The 23,792-nt window shown below is 59.7% G+C and carries 22 protein-coding genes; 7 read left to right on the top strand and 15 right to left on the bottom strand.

Features of this window, described 5'->3' with window-relative positions; genetic code table 11:
- Positions 1-122: 122 nt before the first annotated feature.
- Positions 123-2,387: a bifunctional 23S rRNA (guanine(2069)-N(7))-methyltransferase RlmK/23S rRNA (guanine(2445)-N(2))-methyltransferase RlmL gene (gene rlmKL / locus BMZ57_RS00835; protein WP_042571954.1), complete on the bottom strand. Its 2,265-nt coding sequence runs from the start codon at positions 2,385-2,387 to the stop codon at positions 123-125.
- Between the two features lie 533 nt (positions 2,388-2,920).
- On the opposite strand from rlmKL, the gene rmf reads away from it, so the two are divergent.
- Positions 2,921-3,136 carry a ribosome modulation factor gene (rmf, locus tag BMZ57_RS00830; protein WP_002553055.1) on the top strand — a complete coding sequence of 72 codons (216 nt, stop codon included), beginning with the start codon at positions 2,921-2,923 and terminating at the stop codon, positions 3,134-3,136.
- A gap of 227 nt (positions 3,137-3,363) precedes the next feature.
- Here the strand turns inward: rmf and BMZ57_RS00825 are convergent, their stop codons facing one another.
- The 5 genes from BMZ57_RS00825 to sctC form a co-directional block, all read right to left on the bottom strand.
- On the bottom strand, positions 3,364-4,383 hold the full coding sequence (locus BMZ57_RS00825) for a quinone-dependent dihydroorotate dehydrogenase (RefSeq protein WP_010208511.1): 1,020 nt from the start codon (positions 4,381-4,383) through the stop codon (positions 3,364-3,366).
- An 84-nt stretch (positions 4,384-4,467) separates the two neighbouring features.
- Positions 4,468-4,929 (bottom strand): transglycosylase SLT domain-containing protein, encoded by a 462-nt coding sequence (locus BMZ57_RS00820; RefSeq protein ID WP_021491530.1) that lies wholly within the window; start codon positions 4,927-4,929, stop codon positions 4,468-4,470.
- Positions 4,922-5,317 carry a winged helix-turn-helix domain-containing protein gene (locus BMZ57_RS00815; RefSeq protein ID WP_010208507.1) on the bottom strand — a complete coding sequence of 132 codons (396 nt, stop codon included), beginning with the start codon at positions 5,315-5,317 and terminating at the stop codon, positions 4,922-4,924. Before BMZ57_RS00815 ends, BMZ57_RS00820 begins: the two co-directional genes overlap by 8 nt.
- Before the next feature lie 155 nt (positions 5,318-5,472).
- On the bottom strand, positions 5,473-5,697 hold the full coding sequence (locus BMZ57_RS00810) for a FliM/FliN family flagellar motor switch protein (protein WP_010208506.1): 225 nt from the start codon (positions 5,695-5,697) through the stop codon (positions 5,473-5,475).
- A gap of 15 nt (positions 5,698-5,712) precedes the next feature.
- Positions 5,713-7,164, bottom strand: a complete 1,452-nt coding sequence (gene sctC / locus BMZ57_RS00805) for a type III secretion system outer membrane ring subunit SctC (protein WP_021491528.1) — start codon at positions 7,162-7,164, stop codon at positions 5,713-5,715.
- Between the two features lie 251 nt (positions 7,165-7,415).
- Between sctC and BMZ57_RS00800 the strand changes: the two genes are divergently transcribed.
- The 5 genes from BMZ57_RS00800 (at position 7,416) to cobA (ending at position 13,040) form a co-directional block, all read left to right on the top strand.
- Positions 7,416-8,642, top strand: coding sequence for a CmpA/NrtA family ABC transporter substrate-binding protein (locus tag BMZ57_RS00800; protein ID WP_044287670.1), 1,227 nt, complete (start codon positions 7,416-7,418; stop codon positions 8,640-8,642).
- A 13-nt stretch (positions 8,643-8,655) separates the two neighbouring features.
- Positions 8,656-9,231, top strand: coding sequence for an ANTAR domain-containing response regulator (locus BMZ57_RS00795; protein ID WP_010208501.1), 576 nt, complete (start codon positions 8,656-8,658; stop codon positions 9,229-9,231).
- A 157-nt stretch (positions 9,232-9,388) separates the two neighbouring features.
- The gene (locus BMZ57_RS00790; protein WP_010208500.1) at positions 9,389-10,600 is read left to right on the top strand and encodes a nitrate/nitrite transporter; all 1,212 of its coding nucleotides are present in this window, start codon (positions 9,389-9,391) and stop codon (positions 10,598-10,600) included.
- On the top strand, positions 10,600-12,270 hold the full coding sequence (locus BMZ57_RS00785; protein WP_069673237.1) for a bifunctional protein-serine/threonine kinase/phosphatase: 1,671 nt from the start codon (positions 10,600-10,602) through the stop codon (positions 12,268-12,270). Before BMZ57_RS00790 ends, BMZ57_RS00785 begins: the two co-directional genes overlap by 1 nt.
- A gap of 26 nt (positions 12,271-12,296) precedes the next feature.
- Positions 12,297-13,040, top strand: a complete 744-nt coding sequence (gene cobA, locus BMZ57_RS00780; protein WP_010208497.1) for a uroporphyrinogen-III C-methyltransferase — start codon at positions 12,297-12,299, stop codon at positions 13,038-13,040.
- Positions 13,041-13,100: 60 nt separating this feature from the next.
- Here cobA and BMZ57_RS00775 read toward each other — a convergent pair whose 3' ends face one another.
- The 8 genes from BMZ57_RS00775 to ppsA form a co-directional block, all read right to left on the bottom strand.
- Positions 13,101-14,081 (bottom strand): OmpA family protein, encoded by a 981-nt coding sequence (locus BMZ57_RS00775; RefSeq protein ID WP_010208496.1) that lies wholly within the window; start codon positions 14,079-14,081, stop codon positions 13,101-13,103.
- Positions 14,082-14,188: 107 nt separating this feature from the next.
- Positions 14,189-14,779 (bottom strand): RNA polymerase sigma factor SigX, encoded by a 591-nt coding sequence (gene sigX, locus BMZ57_RS00770; protein ID WP_010208495.1) that lies wholly within the window; start codon positions 14,777-14,779, stop codon positions 14,189-14,191.
- An 87-nt stretch (positions 14,780-14,866) separates the two neighbouring features.
- Positions 14,867-15,691, bottom strand: a complete 825-nt coding sequence (locus tag BMZ57_RS00765) for a mechanosensitive ion channel family protein (protein WP_003175519.1) — start codon at positions 15,689-15,691, stop codon at positions 14,867-14,869.
- A gap of 2 nt (positions 15,692-15,693) precedes the next feature.
- Positions 15,694-15,939 carry a hypothetical protein gene (locus tag BMZ57_RS00760; RefSeq protein ID WP_010208493.1) on the bottom strand — a complete coding sequence of 82 codons (246 nt, stop codon included), beginning with the start codon at positions 15,937-15,939 and terminating at the stop codon, positions 15,694-15,696.
- An 86-nt stretch (positions 15,940-16,025) separates the two neighbouring features.
- Positions 16,026-17,021: a divalent cation transporter CmaX gene (gene cmaX, locus BMZ57_RS00755; RefSeq protein WP_010208492.1), complete on the bottom strand. Its 996-nt coding sequence runs from the start codon at positions 17,019-17,021 to the stop codon at positions 16,026-16,028.
- Positions 17,022-17,034: 13 nt separating this feature from the next.
- Positions 17,035-17,526: a ribonuclease E activity regulator RraA gene (rraA, locus tag BMZ57_RS00750; protein ID WP_010208490.1), complete on the bottom strand. Its 492-nt coding sequence runs from the start codon at positions 17,524-17,526 to the stop codon at positions 17,035-17,037.
- Between the two features lie 188 nt (positions 17,527-17,714).
- Complete coding sequence (locus tag BMZ57_RS00745) at positions 17,715-18,704, bottom strand: alpha/beta fold hydrolase (protein WP_069673238.1); 990 nt, start codon at positions 18,702-18,704, stop codon at positions 17,715-17,717.
- Between the two features lie 106 nt (positions 18,705-18,810).
- Positions 18,811-21,186: a phosphoenolpyruvate synthase gene (gene ppsA / locus BMZ57_RS00740; protein WP_010208488.1), complete on the bottom strand. Its 2,376-nt coding sequence runs from the start codon at positions 21,184-21,186 to the stop codon at positions 18,811-18,813.
- A gap of 178 nt (positions 21,187-21,364) precedes the next feature.
- Here ppsA and ppsR point away from each other — a divergent pair, with 178 nt between their 5' ends.
- On the top strand, positions 21,365-22,183 hold the full coding sequence (ppsR, locus tag BMZ57_RS00735) for a posphoenolpyruvate synthetase regulatory kinase/phosphorylase PpsR (protein ID WP_003193298.1): 819 nt from the start codon (positions 21,365-21,367) through the stop codon (positions 22,181-22,183).
- Positions 22,184-22,297: 114 nt separating this feature from the next.
- Here ppsR and BMZ57_RS00730 read toward each other — a convergent pair whose 3' ends face one another.
- Positions 22,298-23,722: an aminotransferase-like domain-containing protein gene (locus tag BMZ57_RS00730; protein ID WP_021491523.1), complete on the bottom strand. Its 1,425-nt coding sequence runs from the start codon at positions 23,720-23,722 to the stop codon at positions 22,298-22,300.
- Positions 23,723-23,792 lie beyond the last annotated feature (70 nt).

Raw genomic sequence — 23,792 nt, 5'->3', positions numbered from 1 at the left:
GACCAGCCAAAAGAACTGTAGGAGCGAGCTTGCTCGCGAATAACTTGAAGACGCCGCGTTTATTCATGAAAACGCGTCGACAGTGAGTTTTTCGCGAGCAAGCTCGCTCCTACAGGGAGCGATCAGCGTGCGGTGATTTTCCATGCCCGATGGATCTTCGCATTGCGCGCAAAATCCGGGTCGATGGTCTTGTCGCTGATTTCCTCGACCGCATAACGTTCGCTGAGGTTGTCCTCCAGCGCGAACTTGCGGAAGTTGTTCGAGAAATACAGCACGCCGCCCGGTGCCAGGCGGGCCATGGCCAGGTCGAGCAACTGCACGTGGTCTCGTTGCACGTCGAAGATGCCTTCCATGCGCTTGGAGTTGGAGAAGGTCGGCGGGTCGATGAAGATCAGGTCGAACTCATCGCGGCTGGCCTCCAGCCACGCCATCACGTCACCCTGCTCCAGGCGGTTCTTGTCGGAGAAACCGTTGAGAGAGAAGTTGCGACGCGCCCAGTCCAGGTAGGTCTTGGACAGGTCGACACTGGTGGTGCTGCGTGCACCGCCCTTGGCCGCGTGCACACTGGCGGTCGCGGTGTAGCAGTACAGGTTGAGGAAACGCTTGCCGGCCGCTTCTTTCTGGATGCGCAGGCGCATCGGACGGTGGTCGAGGAACAGGCCGGTGTCCAGGTAGTCGGTGAGGTTGACCAGCAACTTCACGCCGCCTTCGCTGACTTCAGTGAACTTGCCCTGCGCACTCTGACGCTCGTACTGCTTGGTACCGCTCTGACGCTCGCGACGCTTGACCACCACGCGGCTCTTGTCGATGTTCAGCGCTTGGGGAATCGCCGCCAAGGCATCGAACATGCGTGCGGAGGCTTTTTCCGGATCGATGGATTTCGGCGCCGCGTATTCCTGCACGTGCACCCAATCGTGATACAGGTCGATCGCCATGGAGTATTCCGGCATGTCGGCGTCGTACACACGGTAGCAATCCACACCTTCGCGCTTGGCCCACTTGCCTAGCAGCTTCAGATTTTTTTGCAGGCGGTTGGCAAACATCTGCCCGCCCTCGCTCAGGCGCGCCTGCTCGACGACAGGGGCCGGTGCGGGTTTGATCGGGTTGCCGTTCTTGTTGTACTGGCGCTCCTGCGGCTCAGCCGGGGCTTGATCGTAAGCGGCTTGCTCACGCTCAGCCTGGCGCTGCTCCGGGGTGCGACGCTCGCCGGTGACGAATTGGTCCGGATTGACCTTGATCAGCAGCAGCTTGCACGGCAACGCGCCGTTCCAGAACGAATACTGTTTGTGGCTGCGGATGCCCATGCGCTTGCCCAGGTCCGGCGCGCCAGTGAACACCGCCGCCTCCCAGCCCATGCACGCCTGGCGCAGACGCTCGCCGAGGTTCTGGTAGAGGTACAACAGGCTGGCTTCGTCACCCAGACGCTCGCCATAAGGCGGGTTACAGATGACCAGGCCTTTCTGGTTCTGGTCCGGGCGTGGCTCGAAGGTGCCGACTTCGCCCTGGTACACCTTGATCCAATGGCTTAAGCCTGCGCGCTCGATGTTGTTGCGCGCAGGTTGGATCAGCCGTGGGTCGGCTTCGTAGCCACGGATCCACAGCGGCGGCTTGTTCATGCCGACGGCGGCGCGTTCAGCCGCCTCCGCGTGCAGTTTCTTCCACAGCGCCGGGACGTGCCCAAGCCAAGTGGTGAAGCCCCACAGTTCACGATTCAGGTTGGGCGCCATGTCGGCGGCGATCATTGCGCCTTCCACCAGGAAGGTGCCCACGCCGCACATCGGGTCGCTCAGCGCGCCGCCTTCAGCAGCAATGCGCGGCCAGCCGGCACGGATCAGGATCGCGGCCGCCAGGTTTTCCTTCAACGGTGCAGCACCCTGCTGCAAACGATAACCACGCTGGTGCAGGCTGTGGCCGGACAGGTCGAGGGACAGGATCGCTTCGCCACGGTCCAGGCGCAGGTGGATGCGCAGGTCCGGGTTGATCTTGTCGATGGACGGGCGTTCGCCGGTCGGCGTACGCAGCTTGTCGACGATCGCATCCTTGACCTTCAGCGCGCCGAAGTGGGTGTTGTCGATGCCCGAGCCGTGGCCGCTGAATTCAACCGCCAGGGTACCGTCCGGCACCATATGGTCGGCCCACTCGATGTCCAGGACGCCGTGGTAGAGGTCTTCGGCGTCCTTCATCGGGAAGCGCTTGAGTACCAGCAGCACGCGGTTGGCAAGGCGCGACCAGAGGCACAGGCGGTAGGCGGTTTCCATGTCGGCCATGCCGCGCACGGCCGAGGTGTGCTCACGGGCTTCCTCAAGGCCAAGCCCGACGGCTTCCTCGATCAGCAGGCCTTCGAGGCCCTTGGGGCAGGTGAGGAAGAGTTCAAAACGGTCCGACATGGGGCATTCCAGGCTTTTCAGCAATAAATGAACGGGCGACGCATCGCCGGCTCGGTTTTCAATCAAGCACTTTTCTTGAAGAGTGCTCGCGTGGCACGAATGTGCCGTCCCACCCCTTTCCAACAGGCGCTTGGGCCTTTATTGACGGGGCAGATAAACAATTAGCCGTAACAAAAAGAAATATTCCGACCCTTCGTCGAATAATAACCGACTGCAACGGGCGGGTATTCTCACTAAAGGATTAAACCCATCCTCTATGCAGGGTGCATCATAGCTGGCTTTGCCCAACAAATGGGGCGAAAAGCCATCCCAGCTTATGGCTATAGCATCGTTATCGTTACGTGCTTATGACAAAACGATCATTGAATCCATGTGACCTATTGGTTAGAACTCAACACAGGTTGGCGCCGTAACGACGCCGACACTCAGGCTCGCCACGCCGGCAGCGAGCCCACCAACGGCAGAAAAACTCTGCCCGGCCTCAGACGAGGCCGAAGGATATCAAGACAGTCAACAAGTGAGGGAAACACCCTATGAGAAGACTTAAGCGTGATCCGTTGGAAAGAGCATTTTTACGCGGATATCAATATGGCGTTCATGGCAAATCCCGTGAGCTTTGCCCATTTACTCTACCGTCGGTACGCCAAGCCTGGATCAACGGCTGGCGAGAAGGACGCGGCGACAACTGGGACGGTATGACTGGCACTGCGGGCATCCACAGACTCAACGAACTTCACGCCGTCGGCTAATCAAGGGCAATTAATTCCGACATCACCATTTCTGAATATGTAACGACTTACCATGCACGCCCCATCCGGGCGGCGGGCTTCGGCCCAGGGGGCTCCTTAATGGAGCCCTTTTTATTGGCTGGAGAATAATCTGTGTGGGAGCGGGCTCACGAAAGCGGTGGGTCAGCCAGCCTATCTGTTACTGAATCACCGCTTTCGCGAACACGACCACTCCGACATGAGAAGCATCAGCGCAGGGCGGCAATCGCATCCACCGACTGGCGGATCAGGGCCGGCCCTTTGTAAATGAAACCGGAGTACAACTGCACCAGGCTGGCACCCGCGGCGATCTTCTCGGCCGCGTGCCTACCTTCGGTGATGCCACCGGCGGCGATGATAGGCAAGCGTCCAGCCAGTTCGGCGGCGAGCACCTTGACGATATGAGTGCTTTGCTCGCGCACCGGAGCACCCGACAGACCGCCCGCCTCGTCACCATGGGCCAGGCCTTCGACACCTACGCGGCTGAGGGTGGTGTTGGTCGCAATCACCGCGTCCATGCCCGAATCCACCAGGGCCTGGGCGACCAATACGGTTTCTTCGTCGCTCATGTCCGGGGCAATCTTGATGGCCAGCGGCACGCGCTTGCCATGGCGCACGGCCAGGTCTTCCTGGCGCTGACGCAGGGCTTCGAGCAGTTGCTTGAGCGAGTCCCCGAACTGCAGGCTGCGCAGGCCCGGGGTGTTGGGCGAGCTGACGTTGACCGTGACGTAGCTGGCGTGGGCGTAGACTTTGTCCAGGCAGATCAGGTAATCGTCGACGGCACGCTCGACCGGCGTATCGAAGTTCTTGCCGATATTGATACCGAGGATGCCCTTGTACTTCGCCGCCTGAACCCGCGACAGCAGATGATCAACGCCCAGGTTGTTGAAGCCCATGCGGTTGATGATCGCCTCGGCTTCCGGCAGGCGGAAAATGCGCGGCTTGGGGTTGCCCGGCTGCGGTCGCGGGGTCACGGTGCCGATTTCGACGAAACCGAAACCCAGCTGTGCAAAGCCATCGATGGCCGCGCCGTTTTTATCCAGGCCAGCCGCCAACCCGACCGGGTTGGGGAAATCGAGCCCCATCACCGAGACCGGCATTTTCGCCGGTGCCTTGCATACCAGGCCATTGAGCCCCAGGCGTCCACCGGCACCGATCAGGTCCAGGGACAGATCGTGGGAAGTTTCCGGGGAGAGTTTGAACAACAGCTGGCGGGCCAGGGTATACATGGGTGGGCTAGACTCGAAGGCGGCGAAAGGTGGCGGCGATTATAGCCGGGGTGACAGGGCACGCGCGAGGCGTGAACCTCAATGTCAGTAACGGTGCGCGACCAACTGCTCGTAATACGCCCAGATTTTCTGTGCATATTGCAGGCGCAGCGCCTCACGCTCGGGCCCGGCGCCTGTTCCCACGTTATAGGAACCCACAGCTGTCCAGTTGTAACCAAAACGCTGAATGAACTCGGCCAGGATCGAAGCCCCCACCTCAACCGACAAGCATGGCTCATTGATCAAGCGGTCCTCGGTAATACCTTGCTTGAGCAGACGTGGCAGATGAATGCTGTTGATCTGCATCAGCCCGATGTCCCGGGTGCCATTACGGTTGGCATGATTCATCGCTTGCGCACGATTACCCGACTCCACGACGGCGATTGCTTGCAGCAACTCCGGCTCGATTTGGTAGTGGCTGGCGGCCTCCTCCCAGCAGTAGGCCAACGCCTGATTACTGACTATCACAGCGCCCAGCAACAAGCCCTTCCTCCAGAACCTAGCCACGTTTCAACACACCCTGGCTGACGTGGCCGCAGGCCGAACACACTTGTTCCGCACAACCCGACACTGTGCTCACCGGACAGATAAAGCGATACCCCCGGCCGTAGATCGTCTTGATAAACCCCTTGTCGGCACCGAGGTACTTGCGCAGCGAATAAATGCAGCGCGTCAACGATTCCTCGGCAACCTCCCCCTGCGGCCAGCCCAGTTCCAGCAAGCGATCCTTGGTCATCAAGGCACCACCAGACACCAACAATAGCCGCAACACCTGCCATTCCTTAGGGGGTAACTGCACATCCGACCCCTCGCCCGTCAGGCGACCGTGGTCATGCAGCTTCCAACGCGCAAAAACCAGGGTAGTCGTCGTCCCTCCATCATCCTTGACAGCCATTGCTACCCCGACTTCCGACTAATGACATTGACGTCCTCATTCCAATCACTGGCCCATGTGCCCATGTCACCACTGTAAAAACCTGCCTCATGGCTCGCCCTAGGAAAAAACCCATACATCAGGCGGCGTTTGAAAAAGCACTGTAGGAGGTTTCGCTACCCTGCTCCTCCAGGCAGCCACGTCTGATACACCTCATGCAGTTCAACCCCTAGCCGGTCCTCTAACTGCACCAACTCGCCCAACGCCAGCAATTGCCCATTCACCCGAACCTCCACGCAGTGGATGATCTCTGGCATCAACGGCAACACCTTTCCGGGCGCAAAGGCTGCCAGGCGCCTGCGGCTGATCAGTTGTTCCTGTAGAAGAATTTCCAGATGCATGGGTTAACACCTTGTTTACGGTGAGACATCGCGCTGCGGCCTTACAAACGCACGCTGGACACGCTCATATTGCGCCGCAGTCATGGGCGGTGGTCCTCCCGCCTCTTCCAGCCCCTTCGACTCACTACCCACCGCCGTGGCCTGGATCACAAACAGGCGCGCCTGGGCCGGACGACCAGCCCCCCGCCCTTCTGATTCCCGTTGAAACGCCCCCAGCCACAGGCGCCTGGCCTGAGGCACTCGGACCACGCTGTTGATGCCGACTTGCCTCACCGCCGCGTTTTTCTCACGCTGGCTCGCCTCACTCATCAGGCGCCCTTCTTCCACCTCAAGACGCATCTCGATCTGGTTAGCCTCGACAAAACGCGGCAGTACGCTGACCTGGGTGCCATAACGCAGCGGTTTCCAGTCAGCGCGATCATCTCCGCGGGGTGGCAGGTAAAACGTATGGTTGTCCTGGAACACCGCCGGCACATTCTCCTGAGTGAGGATCACCGGCAATGTCGTTACCTTCGCTCGTCGACGGCGCTCCAATGCACCGACCTTTGCCATAAGGTGGCTATCGTCCAAAGGAGCCAGGACTCGCGTGGTCGACGCCTTCGTTTCTTCGTCCCAGGCCAGGCCCAGCTTCTTCAATTCTTCGCGCTCAACATCCACCAGCCACAGCGAGACCTCGATCGCTCGCTTGGGGATGTCGAGTTCCGCCACCAGTTTCTGGATGAAGCTCACCTGGGCCGGCTTGCCCTTGATCAACAAGCTGTTGCTATCCGGGTAAGCGATCACGCCGAGGCTCTTGTCCGAGAGCAACCCCTTGTGTTCGCCGGCCAGGAAGGTTTCGATCATCGACGCCATCCCCGGCACGGTGACCGGGTTAGCGCGCGTACCGTACTGCCGGTCTGCCACATCGGTATTGAGCACCTGGACGACGGCAAAGGACTGAGCGCCTACCCGCAACTCCGCTCTTTGCCGGTCCATCAACTGGGCCAGACGCAGCACCTGATCGATGTAATTCGGTGGACCGGACACATAGAACGTGCGCGCTCCGCTTTCCCGCAAGGGATAGCGTGACTCATCGAGGCCCGAGCGGCGCATGAGGCTACGCAGCCTGTCGACGGAAATGTGTCGCAAGGTGACCGCAGAGTTTTTGGCTTCGCCCGCGTCATAGACGTACAGCGCCTGCCCGTCGCTGTACCAGATCAACCCTTGTTGAAGTGCAAGCGCCTCCAGGGTCTGTTGTGGCGCATTGAAATCCAGGGCGGCGCTGAGACGTTTGCGTGCGACTTCGCGACTGACGACGATGGGTAACCCCAGTGGCTCCGAGAGTGCGGTGAGCACCGTGTACAGACTTTCGTCCTGAGCCTGGTAAAGCGTGCCCCAGGCCAGCGCACTTCCCAGCAACAGCGCAGAAAACAGCATCCAACGGCAGTACCGGCGGAAGGAAATCGTCGCGAGAAAGTCGGCGTGCACCGTGGGGAGTTCCTGGGTGATCGGGCATTGAAGGTGTGGCCATACTGAGAGCCCGCCCGCTTTCAATCTTGATGAAAAGTTGATGACTTTCCAGGCCCACTCACCCGTGGCATGTGCCTTGCTATGAACTCTGTATCAGAGCACGCGCCAATGGCGGAGCGAGCTTACGGACAAAGGCGTCGTTACCCGCATTGGCTTACACCGCCATCTGAGGGAACGACGCTTTTTTTTGAAAGAAAAGGTAGGTGTTGATGAACGATTCGGATGGCAACAGCCCGATGAATGACCCGCTGGCCTGGGTCAACGGCAGTGATGCACCGGAAAAAAGCAGTCTCGACCTGGGCTTCATGGCCTTGAGCGACTGCGCCTCAATGGTGGTGGCAGCCACCCAGGGCTTCGCTCAACCCTACGGCCTGACCTTGAACCTCAAGCGCCAAACGTCCTGGGCCAACCTGCGCGACAAACTGGTCAGCGGCGAGCTGGACGCCGCCCACAGCCTGTACGGGCTGATCTACGCCGTGCACTTGGGCATCGGCGGTGTCGCCCCCACCGACATGGCCGTGCTGATGGGGCTCAACCAGAACGGCCAGAGCATCAACCTGTCCCGCGGCTTGCAGCAACAAGGGGTGATCACTCCTGAGGCACTGGATCGCCACGTGCACCAAAGCCGAACAAAACTGACCTTCGCCCAGACGTTTCCCACAGGCACCCACGCCATGTGGTTGTATTACTGGCTGGCGAGCCAGGGCATTCACCCGTTGCAGGACGTGGACAGCGTGGTGGTCCCGCCGCCGCAAATGGTTGCGCACCTGCAAGCCGGACGCATCGATGGTTTTTGTGTCGGCGAGCCCTGGTGCGCCAGCGCGGTAAAGCAGAACCAAGGGTTTACCCTGGCGACGACCCAGGCGATCTGGCCGGATCATCCGGAAAAGGTGCTCGGCTGCACTCAGGCTTTCGTGGACCAGTATCCCAACACTGCACGCGTGCTGGTGATGGCGATCCTGGAGGCCAGCCGCTTTATCGAAGAAAGCAGCGAAAACCGCCGCTCCACCGCGCAATTGCTCAGTGGCCGCGAATACCTCGACGCCCCGCTTGACTGCATCGAGCCGCGCCTGCTGGGGACCTATGACGACGGCCTGGGCAATCACTGGCAGGATCCCCACGCGCTGCGATTTTTTGCCGACGGTGAAGTGAACCTGCCCTACCTCTCTGATGGCATGTGGTTCATGACCCAGTTCCGGCGGTGGGGTCTGTTGCGCGAAGACCCCGACTACCTCGGCGTTGCGCGCCAGGTGCAGCAACTGCCGCTGTATCGCCAGGCCGCCGCTGCGCTGGGTATCGCCACAAAACACCCGGACATGCGCAGCAGCCAATTGATCGACGGCAAAGTCTGGGACGGCTCCGACCCCGCCGGCTATGCCCGCAGCTTCCGCCTGCACGCCCTGGCCGATACCACCCACCGCCAAGCCTTGCGCTGACAGGAGGACGTCCATGCTGCGAATCCTGCTGATCAACGACACGCCGCGCAAAGTAGGCCGACTCAGGACTGCGCTGATCGAAGCCGGTTTTGACGTCATCGATGAGTCGGGCCTGACCATCGACCTGCCCGCGCGCGTCGAAACGGTGCGCCCGGATGTGATCCTGATCGATACCGAGTCACCGGGCCGCGATGTAATGGAGCAAGTGGTGCTGGTCAGTCGTGACCAACCCCGGCCTATCGTGATGTTCACCGACGAACACGACCCGAACGTGATGCGCCAGGCGATCAAGTCCGGCGTCAGCGCCTATATCGTCGAAGGCATCCAGGCCCAGCGCCTGCAGCCGATCCTTGACGTGGCCATGGCCCGATTCGAAAGCGATCAGGCCTTGCGCGCGCAGCTCCAGGCGCGGGACCAACAGTTGGCCGAGCGCAAGCGCATCGAGTTGGCCAAGGGCATGCTGATGAAAATGAAGGACTGCAATGAGGAAGAGGCCTACACCCTGATGCGCCGCCAAGCCATGAGCCGCCAGCAGAAACTGATTCAGGTGGCAGAGCAGATTATCGCCATGAGTGAGCTGCTTGGCTGATGTGGCGCAGCTCTTGCTAAGGATTGATCACAGGTAGCCAACGGCGGTTGCCCCTCCACGACAAAGACGTCGCACACCCGGTTTGCTCACGCGAACCCGGTGGCGGCGTTTTTTCGTTTTGGCCTTCTTACAAGACTCCCAACCGTTGAGGTGCGTGATGAAATCAAGCTTCTGGAAATCCGGGCACACCCCGACCCTGTTTGCCGCGTTCCTGTATTTCGACCTGAGCTTTATGGTCTGGTACCTGCTGGGCCCACTGGCCGTGCAGATTGCCGCCGACCTGCACCTGACCACTCAACAACGCGGCCTGGTGGTCGCTACACCGATTCTCGCGGGCGCGGTGTTGCGCTTTCTGATGGGCATGCTGGCGGATAAGCTGTCGCCGAAGACGGCCGGCCTGATTGGCCAGGTGATTGTCATCTGCGCCCTGTTCGGCGCCTGGAAACTTGGGATCCACAGCTACGAACAAGCGCTGTTGCTGGGCTTGTTTCTCGGCATGGCCGGTGCATCGTTTGCGGTCGCACTGCCGCTGGCCTCCCAATGGTATCCAGCGGAACACCAGGGCAAAGCCATGGGCATCGCGGGCGCGGGCAACTCCGGCACGGTGTTCGCCGCGTTGCTGGCACCGGTATTGGCGGCCGCCTTTGGCTGGAGCAACGTGTTCGGCTTCGCGCTGATCCCCTTGGTGCTGACCCTGATTGTCTTTGCCTGGCTGGCGCGCAATGCACCAGAACGGCCGAAGGCGAAGTCCATGGCCGACTACTTCAAGGCCCTGGGCGACCGTGACAGCTGGTGGTTCATGTTTTTCTACAGCGTTACCTTTGGGGGCTTTATCGGCCTGGCCAGCGCCCTGCCCGGTTATTTCAACGACCAATACGGCCTGAGCCCGGTGACCGCTGGTTACTACACCGCCGCCTGTGTGTTTGGCGGTAGCCTGATGCGCCCACTGGGCGGCGCGCTGGCGGACCGCTTCGGCGGGATCCGTACGCTGCTGGGCATGTACAGCGTGGCGGCGATCTGTATCGCAGCGGTGGGTTTCAACCTACCGAGTCCCGTTGCTGCGCTCGCGCTCTTCGTCTGCACCATGCTGGGTCTCGGCGCAGGAAACGGCGCAGTGTTCCAACTCGTACCGCAGCGTTTCCGCCGTGAAATCGGCGTGATGACCGGCCTGATCGGCATGGCCGGCGGTATCGGCGGCTTTGCCTTGGCGGCGGGCATGGGTGCAATCAAGCAAAGCACCGGCAGCTATCAGCTGGCGTTGTGGTTGTTCGCCAGCCTGGGCGTGCTGGCCTGGTTCGGCCTGCACGGCGTGAAGCGTCGCTGGAGAACCACCTGGGGCTCGGCTGCCGTCACGGCTGCGCGGGTCTGATGAGCCTGCAACTGAGCGTCGCCCAGGCCAGTGTCATCGGCCCACGGACGGAAAATCAGGACGCGCTGCGGGTGGTCACGCCTGTGGCCGAACTGGCGGCGAGCAAAGGCTACTTATGTGCCATCGCCGATGGGGTGAGCCAGTGCGCCGACGGCGGCCTGGCTGCGCGCTCGACCTTGCAGGCGCTGGCCCTGGACTACTACGCCACGCCGCAAACCTGGGGCGTGGCCCAGGCCCTGGAGCGGTTGCTACTGGCACAGAATCGCTGGCTGCAAGCCAATGGCGGTGGCCAGCCTCTGTTGACCACCCTGAGTGCGCTGGTGTTTCGCGGCCAGCGTTTTACCCTGGCGCATGTCGGCGATTGTCGGGCGTATCGTTGGTTCGCTGGCCAATTACAGCGCATCACCGAGGATCACGTGTGGGAGCAACCGGGCATGCAGCACGTGCTCAAGCGCGCCCTTGGCCTGGATCAGCATCTGGTGGTGGATTTTCTCGACGGTCAGCTGCGTGAAGGCGAATGTTTCCTGTTGGTCAGTGATGGCGTGTGGGCAACCCTGGGTGATCCCAGTATCCAGACGATTTTGCGCGAACAAACAGACATGGAATTGGCGGTCAACACCCTGGTGAATGCCGCGCACCTGGCAGGCAGCCAGGACAATGCCAGCGCGCTGCTCGTGCGTATCGACGCCCTCGGCGCAGCCACCCTCGGCGATGCGCTGGTGCAGTTGCAGCAATGGCCACTGCCGCCCTTGTTGAAAGCCGGGCAACACTTTGAAGGCTGGCAGGTGGAAAGCGTATTGGCGCAAAGCCGGCAGTCATTGCTCTACCGGGTGCGCGATGCCCAGCAGCAACCCTGGCTGCTGAAAACCCTGCCCTTGAGCCGCGACGATGATCACGACGCCGGCCAGGCCTTACTGTCGGAGGAATGGTTTCTGCGGCGGGTTGCGGGGCGGGCGTTCCCTGAGGTCCATGCCGGTAGCGCGCGTCAGCATTTGTATTATGTGATGCGTGAGTATTCGGGCCAGACCCTGGCCGAACTGTTCCAGCGTCAAGGCCCACTGCCCTTGGCACAATGGCAGGCAATAGCCGAACGTCTGCTGCGGGCCGTGGGCATTTTGCACCGTCGGCAGATCCTGCATCGCGACCTCAAGCCCGAAAACCTGCTGCTGGGGGAAGACGGCGAATTACGTGTGTTGGATTTCGGCCTGGCGTATTGCCCAGGCCTGTCTGAAGACCACGTCCATGCGCTGCCGGGCACGCCTAGCTTTATTGCACCTGAAGCCTTCAACGGCGAGCGCCCTACGACTCAACAGGACTTATACAGCGTAGGCGTAACCTTGTATTACCTGCTGACCGGACATTACCCCTACGGCGAAATCGAGGCCTTCCAACGGCCCCGGTTCACTCAGCCTGTCAGCGCCAGCCGCTACCGCCCCGACCTGCCGGATTGGCTTCCCCTCAGCCTGGAACGGGCCGTGGCCGCCCATCCAGCCCATCGCTATGAAACCGCCGAAGAGTGGTTGCGCGTGCTGGAACAGGCTGACCGGCAGGAACTGAGTGTCCGCCCCAAGCCATTGCTGGAGCGTGAACCCTTGAAGGTCTGGCGCACGCTGGCGCTGCTTTCGCTGTTGATCAATCTGGTGCTGTTGTACTCACTCTTTCACCGCTGATGTCATCCCTGGACGAGGAACACCCTATGAATGCAAAAGTCTGGCTGGTGGGCGCGGGTCCGGGTGACCCGGAGTTGCTGACCCTCAAGGCGGTACGCGCCCTGCGTGAGGCCGATGTGGTGCTGATCGATGACTTGGTCAACCCGGCCGTGCTGGAACATTGCACGAACGCGCGGGTGGTCACCGTGGGGAAACGCGGTGGCTGCCGGTCGACCCCGCAAGATTTCATCCACCGGCTGATGCTGCGCTATACGCGCCAGGGCAAGTGCGTGGTACGCCTCAAAGGCGGCGACCCGTGCATTTTCGGACGCGGCGGTGAAGAGGCGATGTGGTTGCGTGAACGGGGCGTCGAGGTGGAGTTGGTCAACGGCATTACCGCAGGGTTGGCAGGCGCGACGAATTGCGCGGTGCCACTGACCTTGCGCGGCGTGAGTCGGGGCGTGACGCTGGTCACGGCGCATACCCAGGACGACAGCAGCCTGAATTGGCGTGCGCTGGCAGAAGGTGGGACAACCCTGGTGGTGTACATGGGCGTGGCGAAGCTGGAGGAAATTTGCCAGCAACTGCTGGACGGCGGGATGGCGGCGGATATGCCAGTGGCGATGATCGAGAACGCATCGCTGCCCCAGCAAAGGGAATGTCGCAGCGCGCTGTGGCGTATGCACGAAGATGCACAGGCATTTGCCTTGAAAAGCCCGGCCATCCTGGTGATTGGCCGTGTTGCAGCCCCAGGCCAGGCCGCTTGCCTCGCTCAGGCCGTGAGCGCCTGAGGCAAATCACAGGCGAAAAAAAGCCCGGCCTAAGCCGGGCTTTTTTCTACCACTCAGTAATTACTGAGCTTGAGCTTCAACCGACGCTTCTACGCGACGGTTAACAGCGCGACCAGCTTCAGTTGCGTTGTCAGCAACTGGGCGGGACTCACCGTAACCTACTGCGGTGATACGGCTAGGAGCAACGCCGTCTTTAACCAGGACTTGCTTAACAGCGTCAGCACGACGCTGGGACAGCTTCTGGTTGTAAGCGTCTGGACCTACGGAGTCAGTGTGACCAGCAACTTCTACGTTGGTAGCTGGGTACTGAGCCATGAAGTCGGCCAGGTTTTTCACGTCGCCGTAGCTGTTAGGCTTAACAACGGATTTGTCGAAGTCGAACTTGACGTCCAGCTCAACACGAACAACCTGAGCAACTGGAGCTTCTGGCTCTGGAGTTGGCTCTGGAGCTGGTGCTGGGGTAGGAGCTGGAGCAACTGCGCCAGCGTTACCGCCGAAGTTCACGCCCAGGCCGACCAGTGCGGAGTAGTCCCACTTGCCGTTGTCCAGACCGTAGTCAGCTTCAACACCGGCACGAGCGTACAGGTTGTTGGTGAAGTAGTACTTCACGCCAGTACCAACGGTAGCGAAGGTAGTCTGGTCGCGACCGCTGTGGCCGTCAGCTTGAACGTTGGTACGGCTCTGGTGGCCGAAACCGCCCTCTACGTATGGACGCAGGCTGTCTACGCCAGCTTGACCGAAGTGATACTGGGCAACCAGGCTGCCGGTATCGCCTTTGATCTTCTGGTTACCAGTACCGTCGTTCGAACGGGTGTGGTTGGTCTTGTCGTAGGACAGGTTCAAGGACAGGTCGTCGGTCAGGAAGTAACCGATGCGAGCGCCAGGATTGAAGCCGTCTTCGATGTGCTTGACGCTATCGTTGTACTGCTTCTTGTAGAACAGCTCGCCTTCAACTGCGCCTTGGCCTTGTGCCAGAACGCCGAAAGAAGTAGCGGCAATAAGAGAACCAATGGCCAAGCCCAAGGTGTTTTTCAGTTTCATCCGTTAAATCCCCATCTGGTGATTGTAAAGCAGTCCCACAAACCGGGGGACAACTCGGCGACAAGTCTAACAGAACTTGCCTACACGTAAGAGATATTTGCCACGCACTAAGTTTCAGTCTCGCCCGCAAATTTCTCACGTAATTTATCAAGAGCACGTTTGTAACGCATTTTTGTAGCACTCAAACCCATGTGCATGATGTCAGCGATTTCCTGGAATTCTAGCTCTGCGACAAATCGTAGCACCAGAATTTCCCGGTCAATCGGGTTCACATACACCAACCAGCGATCAAGTCCACCCTTCTCCTCGGGTGCCGGCGCCTTTTCTTCAGACGCCTCCTCAAGGGGGTCAAGACTCAACGCGTCCATCAAGCGACGCTTTCGCCGTTCCTTCCGATACTGCGTGATGCACTCGTTGTACGTGATGCTGTATAGCCATGTCTTGAACTTCGATTTGCCCTCGAAGTTCTTCAGGCCGTACAGCACCTTGAGCATCACTTCCTGACAGACATCATCCGCATCTCTATCGTTCCCTAAATACCTTGAACAAACGTTGAACAAAGTGCGTTGATATCTGCGCATCAATTCTTCGTACGCGCGAGTTACGTGAAACAGCTCCGTGTGCGAGCGCGCGACCAACTCCTCATCAGAGAGCTCACGGGGGTCATAGCGCGTGGACAACGTTTGGGCTTTATTCAAAACAAGTCGTGCCGACAGTCAGGTCAATGTCCGCCACAACCCGGTCAGCCGGGCCAGCGGCGGCGTACATTAGCAGGGTTTGCCGGTTTAGCGGCTACTGACCTGCTGCTCCAGGAGAATCCGATTGGACAGCGACACCAGGTCTCCGTCATCGGTCAGCACCGTCGTCTTGACCGTACCGATCTCCTCAATTTGCCCTTCGACCTCGCCCACACGCACCTGTTGCCCAACCTGATATAACTCACGCACATAGATTCCCGCAAGAATCTGACCGGCAATTTCCCGGCTTCCCAAGCCCATGGCCAGCGCAACGGCCAGACCAACGGTAATCAAAACGATCACAATCACATGGTTGAGCAGGTCAGTCTTGACCTCCAACTGGCTGATCGCGACCGAAATACTGATGATGATCACCAGTCCCTGGGCGATTCGTCCCAGGCCGGCAGCATAATCCAAACCCACGCCTTCGGCAGCGCCGCGCACCAGCCCATTGGCCAGTTGCGCCAGCAAAACACCTACCAGCAATACCAGCGCGCCGCCGAAAACCTTCGGCAAATACAGCGCCAGCATGTCGAGCGTAGCTGAAACTCGCTCAAGTCCAAGCGATTGAGCCGCAGAAACCAGAAAAATCAGCAAAACAAACCAATAAACGATCTTGCCGATCAAGGTGGAGATCGGCACCTGCAACCCTGCGCGACCCAGCAGCTTGGTCAGGCCGGTGCCTGCCATCAAGCGATCCAGGCCCAGTTTTGCGAGCAATTTGGACAGCAGGGTGTCGAGCAACTTGGCCACGACAAAGCCCAGCAACACCAGCACCAGGGCACCAAACAGGTTGGGAATGAAATTCGCCACCTTGGTCCACAATGCGGTCATCGCGGTGACCAGGCTCTGGGTCCAGAGATCAAGTTCCATATTCAATCAGCCTTATCAGCAGTGCGAGCAAGAGATTTACGACGGGACACGGGCGATACATGGGCCGAACCATTGTTCAGGGCCATCATCAGCGCCGGCACCCAACGGCCGAGCAGACCGAACAGGTCACCCGCCCCCACCTGACGGTTGGCGGTTTTCAACACGCGGCCCAGGCAAGCATCGTCGTCGCGGTTGGACGGCGAGGCATTGAGCATGTCACGCAAAGACTGTTCGAACGGATCGTGCATAAAAACCTCTCGCAAGTGTTTTAAAAGACGAGGGTAAAATTATTGGGGTCACATACGCCCCTTCCTACGTTCAGGTCATATTCAGCTCAAACCCAGCGCAGTCGTCGAAAAAGCCACCATTGTCCGAGCGCCACCGAGACCATTAACAGGCACGCAACCATGAATCCATAGGGGCTGGAGGAGAACGGAATCCCCCCCACATTGATCCCCAGCAGACCGGTCAAAAAACTCATCGGCAGAAAGATCCCGGTGATGATCCCGAAGCGGTACATGGTGCGATTCATGCGCACGCTCAAACGCCGGTCTTCAGCCTCCAGCACAAGCCCCACGCGCTCTCGGGTCAATTCGAGCTCTTCCAGATAGCGGGTCAGGCTGTTGTTCAATTCGTTCCAGTAGTCGGCATCGTCGTCACAGAACCACGGCAATTTGATCCGCGTGAGCTGGGCAAAAATATCCCGTTGCGGCGCCAAAAATCGCTTCAGCCCTGCGGCTCGTCGACGGATCTGCAGAACGCTGCCATGTTCCGGGGTATACCGTTCGTCGGTATCGAGTTTTTCTTCCTCTGCGTCGACGATTTCAGACAGGTCGGAGACCAAATCCTGCACTTTATTGGTCAGGTACTGCGCCATATAAAGGATGAGTTCCGACGCGGTCTTAGGCCCCTTGCCGTCCGCCAATTGCACCAACAGCTCGTCAGTGGCGCGCAACGGCCGCAGGCGCAGGGAAATAACGCGGCTGGCGGCAGCAAAGATGCGCACCGAGACCATGTCTTCCGGCTCTGCACCGGGGTTGAGGTTGACCCCGCGCAGGAACAGCAGCAATTCGGAGTCCGGCAGCGCCAACAGGCGCGGGCGGGTGTTCTCCTCCAGCAACAAGTCACAGGCAAATTCGCTCAAGCCGCTGGATTTGCGCAGCCAGGTCTGGGTTTGCGGGTGACTGCGATCCCAATGCAGCCACAGGCTTTCCTGGGGCTGCAGTTGCAATTCGTCGAGCTCAGTCCGGGCAATCGAACGCGCACCGCCTTTACCGTCCAGCACCAGGGCATGCACCAGGCCCCATTGCGCGTTTTCTTCCTCGAACATCCTTACTCCTGTCTTATTCAGGCATTTTCAGCGGGCTGGGGGAAACGATCACGCCATTGTTATCGGCGTAGATGTATTCACCCGGACGAAAGGTCACACCTGCGAACGTGACGACCACGTTCAGGTCGCCAATACCGCGCTTGTCAGTCTTCATCGGATGGCTGGCGAGGGCCTGTACGCCCAGATCTGTCTGGGCAATGACGTCAACATCACGGATGCAACCGTAGATCACCAGCCCTTCCCAGCCGTTCTTCGCCGCTTTCTCGGCGATCATATCGCCCAGCAGCGCGCGACGCAGGGAACCACCGCCGTCGACCACCAGCACCTTGCCGGCACCCGGCTGATCGGCTTGTTCCTTGACCAGGGAGTTATCTTCGAAACACTTGATGGTGACGATCTCGCCGCCGAAGGAGTCCCGGCCGCCGAAGTTGCTGAACATCGGTTCGAGCACCTGCACCAGGTCTGGGTAGGCGTCGCACAGGTCGGGGGTCACGTAATGGTTCATTGAAAAATTCCTTTCTGTCAAAGAAGTGTCTTTCGAAAGAAGCGCCAGCCCAAGCAGGTGCGAAACATCCCATCCGCCTCGCCGCAACGCAATAGCCACTGCGCGACTGAATATGACCAGAAGCGTTTAACGCGTCATATCTTAGCCGCAACCACACACAAGCGAAACGCCCTTGGCAGAGCACCGCCTCAAACCGCGGCCCGCACCTCGGCCTGTGCGCCTGACAGCGGTGTGAGCGGATCTTTCAGCCACTGCGCCACCAACGGCCACACTTCGGACTGGGCAGCTTTGCTGACGAGCATCTCCACATGCCCGAAATCCCCGGTAAAGCCTTGTTGTCGGCCCAGGCACAGGTACTGACGGTGCTCGGAGCCCATTTGCTCGAACAGCTTGCGACAGGCCCAGTCGGGGTCTTGATGATCCCCGGCTGCGCTGACGGCCAACAGCGGCACATCAACCTCAGCCAAGCCTTTCCACCAATCATTCTTGCCTTCGCCAAAGCGGCCAAACAGGCCATTCCAGCGCATAGCTTCGATCATCACGCCCGCCGGTTCGTCCTCGGGGCCCCGCTTCAGGCGCGAGCCAGAGACCTCGCCGAAGCGTTTCAACAGCAAGCGGCCCGTCCACTCAACCGGTGGCAGTTTCAACTGCCAATGAGTGCGACTGACCTGGCAGCCAAACAGCGCCACCGACGCCACTGCCGGCGCACCAAGGTGCTGCCCGCCAAGAGCGGCCGCCAAGCTGGTACCGCCCAGCGAATGGCCGATCCAATGGGGAATCTGCCCGCTTTGCTCACGCACGAATGCGCCGATGGCCGGCAAATCGTAACGCGCATAGTCAGCGACGCGGTTGCGCGCGTAGTCATGATTGCGCTTGGACAGGCCATGGCCGCGCATTTCCGGGATCCAGACATCAAACCCCTCGCGCGCCAAGTAAGCGCCCAGGCCGATACCCTTGGGCGAGTACCAGAAACGCCGATTGGAAAAACTGCCATGCAACAAAATGACCGGGATGCCCCGGTTTTCCGGGACATCGGCCAGGCCCAAACGGGTAACCGCCAGCTCGACGGTACCGTCGGGACTGTTACCGGGTTTGAGCCGGTACACGTCTTCACTCAGGTCGCCACGACGTTCAGCGCTGATCAGGGCGACGGGAAACAGGTTGCTGCTGCTTTGCATAATGCTCTTGCACAAAAAAGGGCGGCGTCCGGAAGGAATTCCGCCCTGCACAGATAAGAATGCCGGTCACCCACAACGGGTGACCGGCACTTTTGACGTGACGGTCTTAGACGGACGCTTGGCCTTCCGCCAGGAAGAACCAGGTTTCCAGCACGGAATCGGGGTTCAGCGAAACGCTTTCGATGCCCTGCTCCATCAACCATTTGGCCAGGTCAGGGTGATCGGAAGGGCCTTGGCCGCAGATACCGATGTACTTGCCGGCCTTGTTGCAGGCCTGGATGGCATTGGCCAGCAGCTTCTTGACCGCAGGATTTCGCTCGTCGAACAGGTGCGCAATGATCCCGGAGTCACGGTCCAGGCCCAGGGTGAGCTGGGTCAGGTCGTTGGAGCCGATGGAGAAACCGTCGAAGAATTCCAGGAACTCCTCGGCCAGGATGGCGTTGGACGGCAGTTCACACATCATGATTACGCGCAGGCCGTTTTCGCCACGGGACAGGCCGTTTTCAGCCAGCAAGTCGACCACTTGGCTCGCCTCGCCAAGGGTACGCACGAACGGCACCATGATCTCGACGTTGGTCAGGCCCATCTCGTTGCGCACACGCTTGAGGGCGCGGCATTCCAGTTCGAAGCAGTCGCGGAACGCTTCGCTGATGTAACGCGAGGCGCCACGGAAACCCAGCATCGGGTTTTCTTCTTCCGGCTCATAGAGCTTGCCGCCGATCAGGTTGGCGTATTCGTTGGACTTGAAGTCCGACAGGCGCACGATGACCTTTTTCGGGTAGAACGCCGCCGCGAGGGTGCTGATGCCTTCCACCAGTTTCTCGACGTAGAAACCTACCGGGTCGTTGTAGCCGGCGATGCGCTTGTCGACGCTTTCCTTGATGTCCAGCGGCAGGCCGTCGTAGTTCAACAGGGCCTTGGGGTGCACGCCGATCATGCGATTGATGATGAACTCCAGGCGGGCCAGGCCCACACCGGCGTTCGGCAACTGCGCGAAGTCAAAGGCGCGGTCCGGGTTGCCGACGTTCATCATGATTTTGAACGGCAGGTCCGGCATGGCGTCGATGGAGTTTTGCTTGATATCGAAGCCCAGCTCGCCTTCGAAGATGAAACCGGTGTCGCCTTCGGCACAGGAAACGGTGACGCCCTGGCCATCTTTGAGCAGTTGGGTCGCGTTGCCGCAGCCCACGACCGCAGGAATCCCAAGTTCACGGGCGATGATCGCCGCATGGCAGGTACGCCCGCCACGGTTGGTGACGATGGCGCTGGCGCGCTTCATCACCGGTTCCCAGTCCGGGTCGGTCATGTCGGAGACCAGTACGTCGCCTGGCTGGACTTTGTCCATCTCGGACACGTCCTTGATGATCCGCACCTTGCCGGCACCGATACGCTGGCCGATGGCACGGCCTTCCACCAGCACAGTGCCGGTTTCTTTGAGCAGGTAGCGCTCCATGACATTGGCCGAGGTACGGCTTTTCACGGTTTCCGGACGGGCCTGCACGATGTACAGCTTGCCGTCGTCACCGTCTTTGGCCCACTCGATGTCCATCGGGCACTTGTAGTGCTTTTCGATGATCATCGCTTGTTTGGCCAATTCGCTGACTTCAGCGTCGGTCAGGCAGAAACGCGCGCGTTCAGCCTTGTCGACTTCAACGGTTTTCACCGAGCGACCGGCCTTGGCCTCGTCGCCGTAGATCATTTTGATGGCCTTGCTGCCCAGGTTGCGGCGCAGGATGGCCGGGCGGCCCGCTTCGAGGGTGCCCTTGTGTACGTAGAATTCGTCGGGGTTGACCGCGCCTTGTACGACGGTTTCGCCCAGGCCGTAGGCGCCGGTGATGAACACCACATCACGGAAGCCCGATTCGGTATCGAGGGTGAACATCACGCCGGCGGTGCCGGTTTCCGAACGCACCATGCGCTGCACACCGGCAGACAGGGCCACCAGCTTGTGGTCGAAACCCTGGTGTACGCGATAGGAAATGGCGCGATCGTTGAACAGCGAAGCGAATACTTCCTTGGCCGCGCGGATCACGTTTTCCACGCCGCGGATGTTCAGGAAAGTTTCTTGCTGGCCGGCGAAGGAGGCGTCCGGCAAGTCTTCGGCGGTGGCCGAGGAGCGCACGGCAACGGCGACGTCCGGGTTACCGGCCGACAGCGTGGCGAAGGCGGTGCGAATTTCTTCGTTGAGCTTCTCTGGGAACTCGGCTTCCATGATCCATTGGCGGATCTGGGCACCGGTCTTGGCCAGGGCATTGACGTCATCGACGTCCAGGGCGTCCAGCGCGGCGTGGATCTGAGCATTGAGGCCGCTCAGTTCGAGGAAATCGCGGTAAGCCTGGGCCGTGGTGGCGAAACCACCGGGCACCGACACACCAGCGCCTGCAAGATTACTGATCATCTCGCCGAGGGATGCGTTCTTGCCCCCCACGTGCTCTACATCATGGACGCCGAGCTTATCGAGGGAAACTACGTACTCTACCAAGGTGATCTCTCCACTAACTGTGTTGGAAAAGCTCAGGACGCCGGCTGCTCAGTAGGAGCGAGTACCAGCGCTTGTGGCCTGGACCTGGAAAATAAGTGAGAATGCGGCCCACTGCGGGACGGCAAAATCGCGCCTATCATATCCAAGATTCGCCATCAGCTTAAGGCCCAGGGCTCAAATGAAACGATCTGCTTTCTTTATCTCCGACGGCACGGGCATCACAGCCGAAACATTGGGTCAAAGCCTGCTCGCGCAGTTCGAAAACATTACCTTCGCCAAATTTACGCGGCCGTACATCGACAGCGTGGATAAAGCGCGGGCCATGGTACAACAAATCAATCTGGCGGCTGAAAAAGACGGTTTTCGTCCGATCATTTTCGACACCATCGTCAATCAAGACATTCGTGAGATTCTCGCAACGTCGAATGGTTTCATGATCGACATTTTCTCGACATTCCTGGCGCCACTGGAACAAGAGCTGAGTGAGCATTCGTCGTACTCGGTAGGAAAGTCCCATTCCATTGGGCACAACTCCAACTATATGGAGCGTATAGAGGCGGTGAACTTCGCCCTCGACAACGACGACGGCGCCCGCACCCACTACTACGACAAGGCCGACCTGATCCTGGTGGGCGTGTCCCGCTGCGGCAAAACGCCCACCTGTCTGTACATGGCCATGCAATTCGGCATCCGCGCGGCTAACTACCCGCTGACCGAAGACGACATGGAGCATTTGACGCTGCCGGCCGCCCTGCGTGCGCATTCGCATAAGCTGTTTGGGCTGACCATCGACCCGGACCGGCTGACGGCGATCCGCAATGAGCGCAAGCCCAACAGCCGGTATTCCAGCTACGCACAGTGCGAGTTCGAAGTCCGCGAAGTAGAAAACCTGTTCCGCCGCGAGAATATTGCACATATCAATTCCACGCATTTTTCGGTGGAAGAGATTTCCGCGAAGATTCTGGTGGAGAAAGGCGTGGAGCGTAGATTCAAATAGTTGTGTCGTCCGGACTGGCCCTTCGCAGGCAAGCCAGCTCCCACATTTGACCGTGCTCAAGCCTACAACGCAGTCAAATGTGGGCGGGCTTGCTCGCGAAGAACGATCACGCAGTTATAGGTGAAACCTTCCACCGCCCTGCCCCAACGCGGTCGCCAGCGCATCAAACCCCGCCCTCAGCAACTGATCATCCCCCGACGTATTGCAGATACTCGCCCGAATGAACTGCGGCACCGCCGTCTGTCCCACGGCAAACGCCTCGGCGGTGGCGATCAGGTAATTATTCTGCTTGAGCTCCGCCTCAATTTCCGACGCTCGCCACGGCTCCGGCACTTCAATCCAGAAATGTGGGCTGTTGAGGTGGGTGCGGTATTCCAGCCCGGTCAGCAAGTCGCGCACCAAGGCTTTGCGTCGGCTGATCTCGTTGATTTGTTGGCGCAACAGGTATTCCGCCGTGCCGTTTTCGATCCACTGGGTAGCCAGTTCCAGGGTGACGGGCGTGGCCATCCAGCAAGTCGAACGCAGCGCCGCCGAAATACGGCTGACCAACGCCGGTGGCGCATGCACATAGCCCACACGCAGCCCGGCTGACACGGCTTTGCTGAGGCTGCTGATCAAAATCGTCCGTTCCGGGGCGAAATGACTGAGGGGCGGCGGCCGGTCTTCGACCAGTACACCGTGGGCTTCGTCTTCAAGAATCAGCAGATTGTGCTCGCGACACACTTTGACCAATGCTTCGCGGCGCGCCACCGAAAGTACCGCCGTGGTGGGGTTCTGAATAGTCGGGGTGCAGTACAGCGCTGAAACCCGGTGATTTCGACAGACTTCGTCCAGCGCACTCGGCAGCACGCCTTCTTCGTCCATCTCCAGGCCGATCAACCGGATACCCAGCATCCGCGCAGCGGTGATCAGGCCCGGATACGTCAGTTGCTCGGTGACCACCGTATCGCCGGCCCGCAACAGCGCCATCATCGAGCACAGCAAGCCGTGCTGGCCGCCATTGACGCAAATAACTTGTTCGGGGATCGGGTGAAAATCACGCTGCACCAGCCATTGCGCGCCCGCTTCACGGTAGCGCGGCAGGCCGGCATCCGGGGTGTAGGCACTGATGTCCTGGAGGAATTTGGTGTTGGTCGACAGGGTCTGGAAGCTCTGGGCCAGGAAAACGGTCTCTTGACCCGGAATGTGCATATTGCGGCTCATGTCGAAGTACTGGCGCGGCTCTTCGCTGAAATTGCGAAAGCCTTCGTCGCGCTGGCGCTCCATTCCACGCTTGCGCACGAAGGTGCCGTCACCGACGCGCGCCACAACCAGCCCCAGGCGTTCCAGTTCGCCGTAGGCTCGGCTGATGGTGCCGATCGTCACACCCAGGTTGTCGGACAGCACCCGATGGGGAGGCAGTTTTCGTCCTGGTTCAATCAAGCCTTCAAGGATGCCCCGTTCCATGACATCGGACAGGCGCTTGTACTTCACGCCCTGACCGTTGGACAACCCCTCACGCATAATTGACACCATGTCAATATTTGTTTTGACAGCCATCTTTCGCCCTAATAGTGTGCTTTTACGGGTTCAATCGCCGAATTTTACAACTCATTACAAGCTCAATATA

Origin of the sequence: Pseudomonas simiae, assembly GCF_900111895.1 — a bacterium.
In the GTDB taxonomy this organism is placed as follows: Bacteria; Pseudomonadota; Gammaproteobacteria; order Pseudomonadales; family Pseudomonadaceae; genus Aquipseudomonas; species Aquipseudomonas simiae.
Note: the sequence above shows the minus strand (reverse complement) of the source record. Positions and strands in the feature narration are given on the sequence as shown.

Excerpts from the sequence above, each read along its gene's own strand:
- rlmKL (WP_042571954.1), bottom strand. The coding sequence starts at position 2,387 with ATGTCGGACCGTTTTGAACTCTTCCTCACCTGCCCCAAGGGCCTCGAA.
- rmf (WP_002553055.1), top strand. The coding sequence starts at position 2,921 with ATGAGAAGACTTAAGCGTGATCCGTTGGAAAGAGCATTTTTACGCGGA.
- BMZ57_RS00825 (WP_010208511.1), bottom strand. The coding sequence starts at position 4,383 with ATGTATACCCTGGCCCGCCAGCTGTTGTTCAAACTCTCCCCGGAAACT.
- BMZ57_RS00815 (WP_010208507.1), bottom strand. The coding sequence starts at position 5,317 with ATGGCTGTCAAGGATGATGGAGGGACGACGACTACCCTGGTTTTTGCG.
- BMZ57_RS00810 (WP_010208506.1), bottom strand. The coding sequence starts at position 5,697 with ATGCATCTGGAAATTCTTCTACAGGAACAACTGATCAGCCGCAGGCGC.
- BMZ57_RS00800 (WP_044287670.1), top strand. The coding sequence starts at position 7,416 with ATGAACGATTCGGATGGCAACAGCCCGATGAATGACCCGCTGGCCTGG.
- BMZ57_RS00795 (WP_010208501.1), top strand. The coding sequence starts at position 8,656 with ATGCTGCGAATCCTGCTGATCAACGACACGCCGCGCAAAGTAGGCCGA.
- BMZ57_RS00790 (WP_010208500.1), top strand. The coding sequence starts at position 9,389 with ATGAAATCAAGCTTCTGGAAATCCGGGCACACCCCGACCCTGTTTGCC.
- BMZ57_RS00785 (WP_069673237.1), top strand. The coding sequence starts at position 10,600 with ATGAGCCTGCAACTGAGCGTCGCCCAGGCCAGTGTCATCGGCCCACGG.
- cobA (WP_010208497.1), top strand. The coding sequence starts at position 12,297 with ATGAATGCAAAAGTCTGGCTGGTGGGCGCGGGTCCGGGTGACCCGGAG.
- BMZ57_RS00775 (WP_010208496.1), bottom strand. The coding sequence starts at position 14,081 with ATGAAACTGAAAAACACCTTGGGCTTGGCCATTGGTTCTCTTATTGCC.
- BMZ57_RS00765 (WP_003175519.1), bottom strand. The coding sequence starts at position 15,691 with ATGGAACTTGATCTCTGGACCCAGAGCCTGGTCACCGCGATGACCGCA.
- BMZ57_RS00760 (WP_010208493.1), bottom strand. The coding sequence starts at position 15,939 with ATGCACGATCCGTTCGAACAGTCTTTGCGTGACATGCTCAATGCCTCG.
- cmaX (WP_010208492.1), bottom strand. The coding sequence starts at position 17,021 with ATGTTCGAGGAAGAAAACGCGCAATGGGGCCTGGTGCATGCCCTGGTG.
- rraA (WP_010208490.1), bottom strand. The coding sequence starts at position 17,526 with ATGAACCATTACGTGACCCCCGACCTGTGCGACGCCTACCCAGACCTG.
- BMZ57_RS00745 (WP_069673238.1), bottom strand. The coding sequence starts at position 18,704 with ATGCAAAGCAGCAGCAACCTGTTTCCCGTCGCCCTGATCAGCGCTGAA.
- ppsR (WP_003193298.1), top strand. The coding sequence starts at position 21,365 with ATGAAACGATCTGCTTTCTTTATCTCCGACGGCACGGGCATCACAGCC.
- BMZ57_RS00730 (WP_021491523.1), bottom strand. The coding sequence starts at position 23,722 with ATGGCTGTCAAAACAAATATTGACATGGTGTCAATTATGCGTGAGGGG.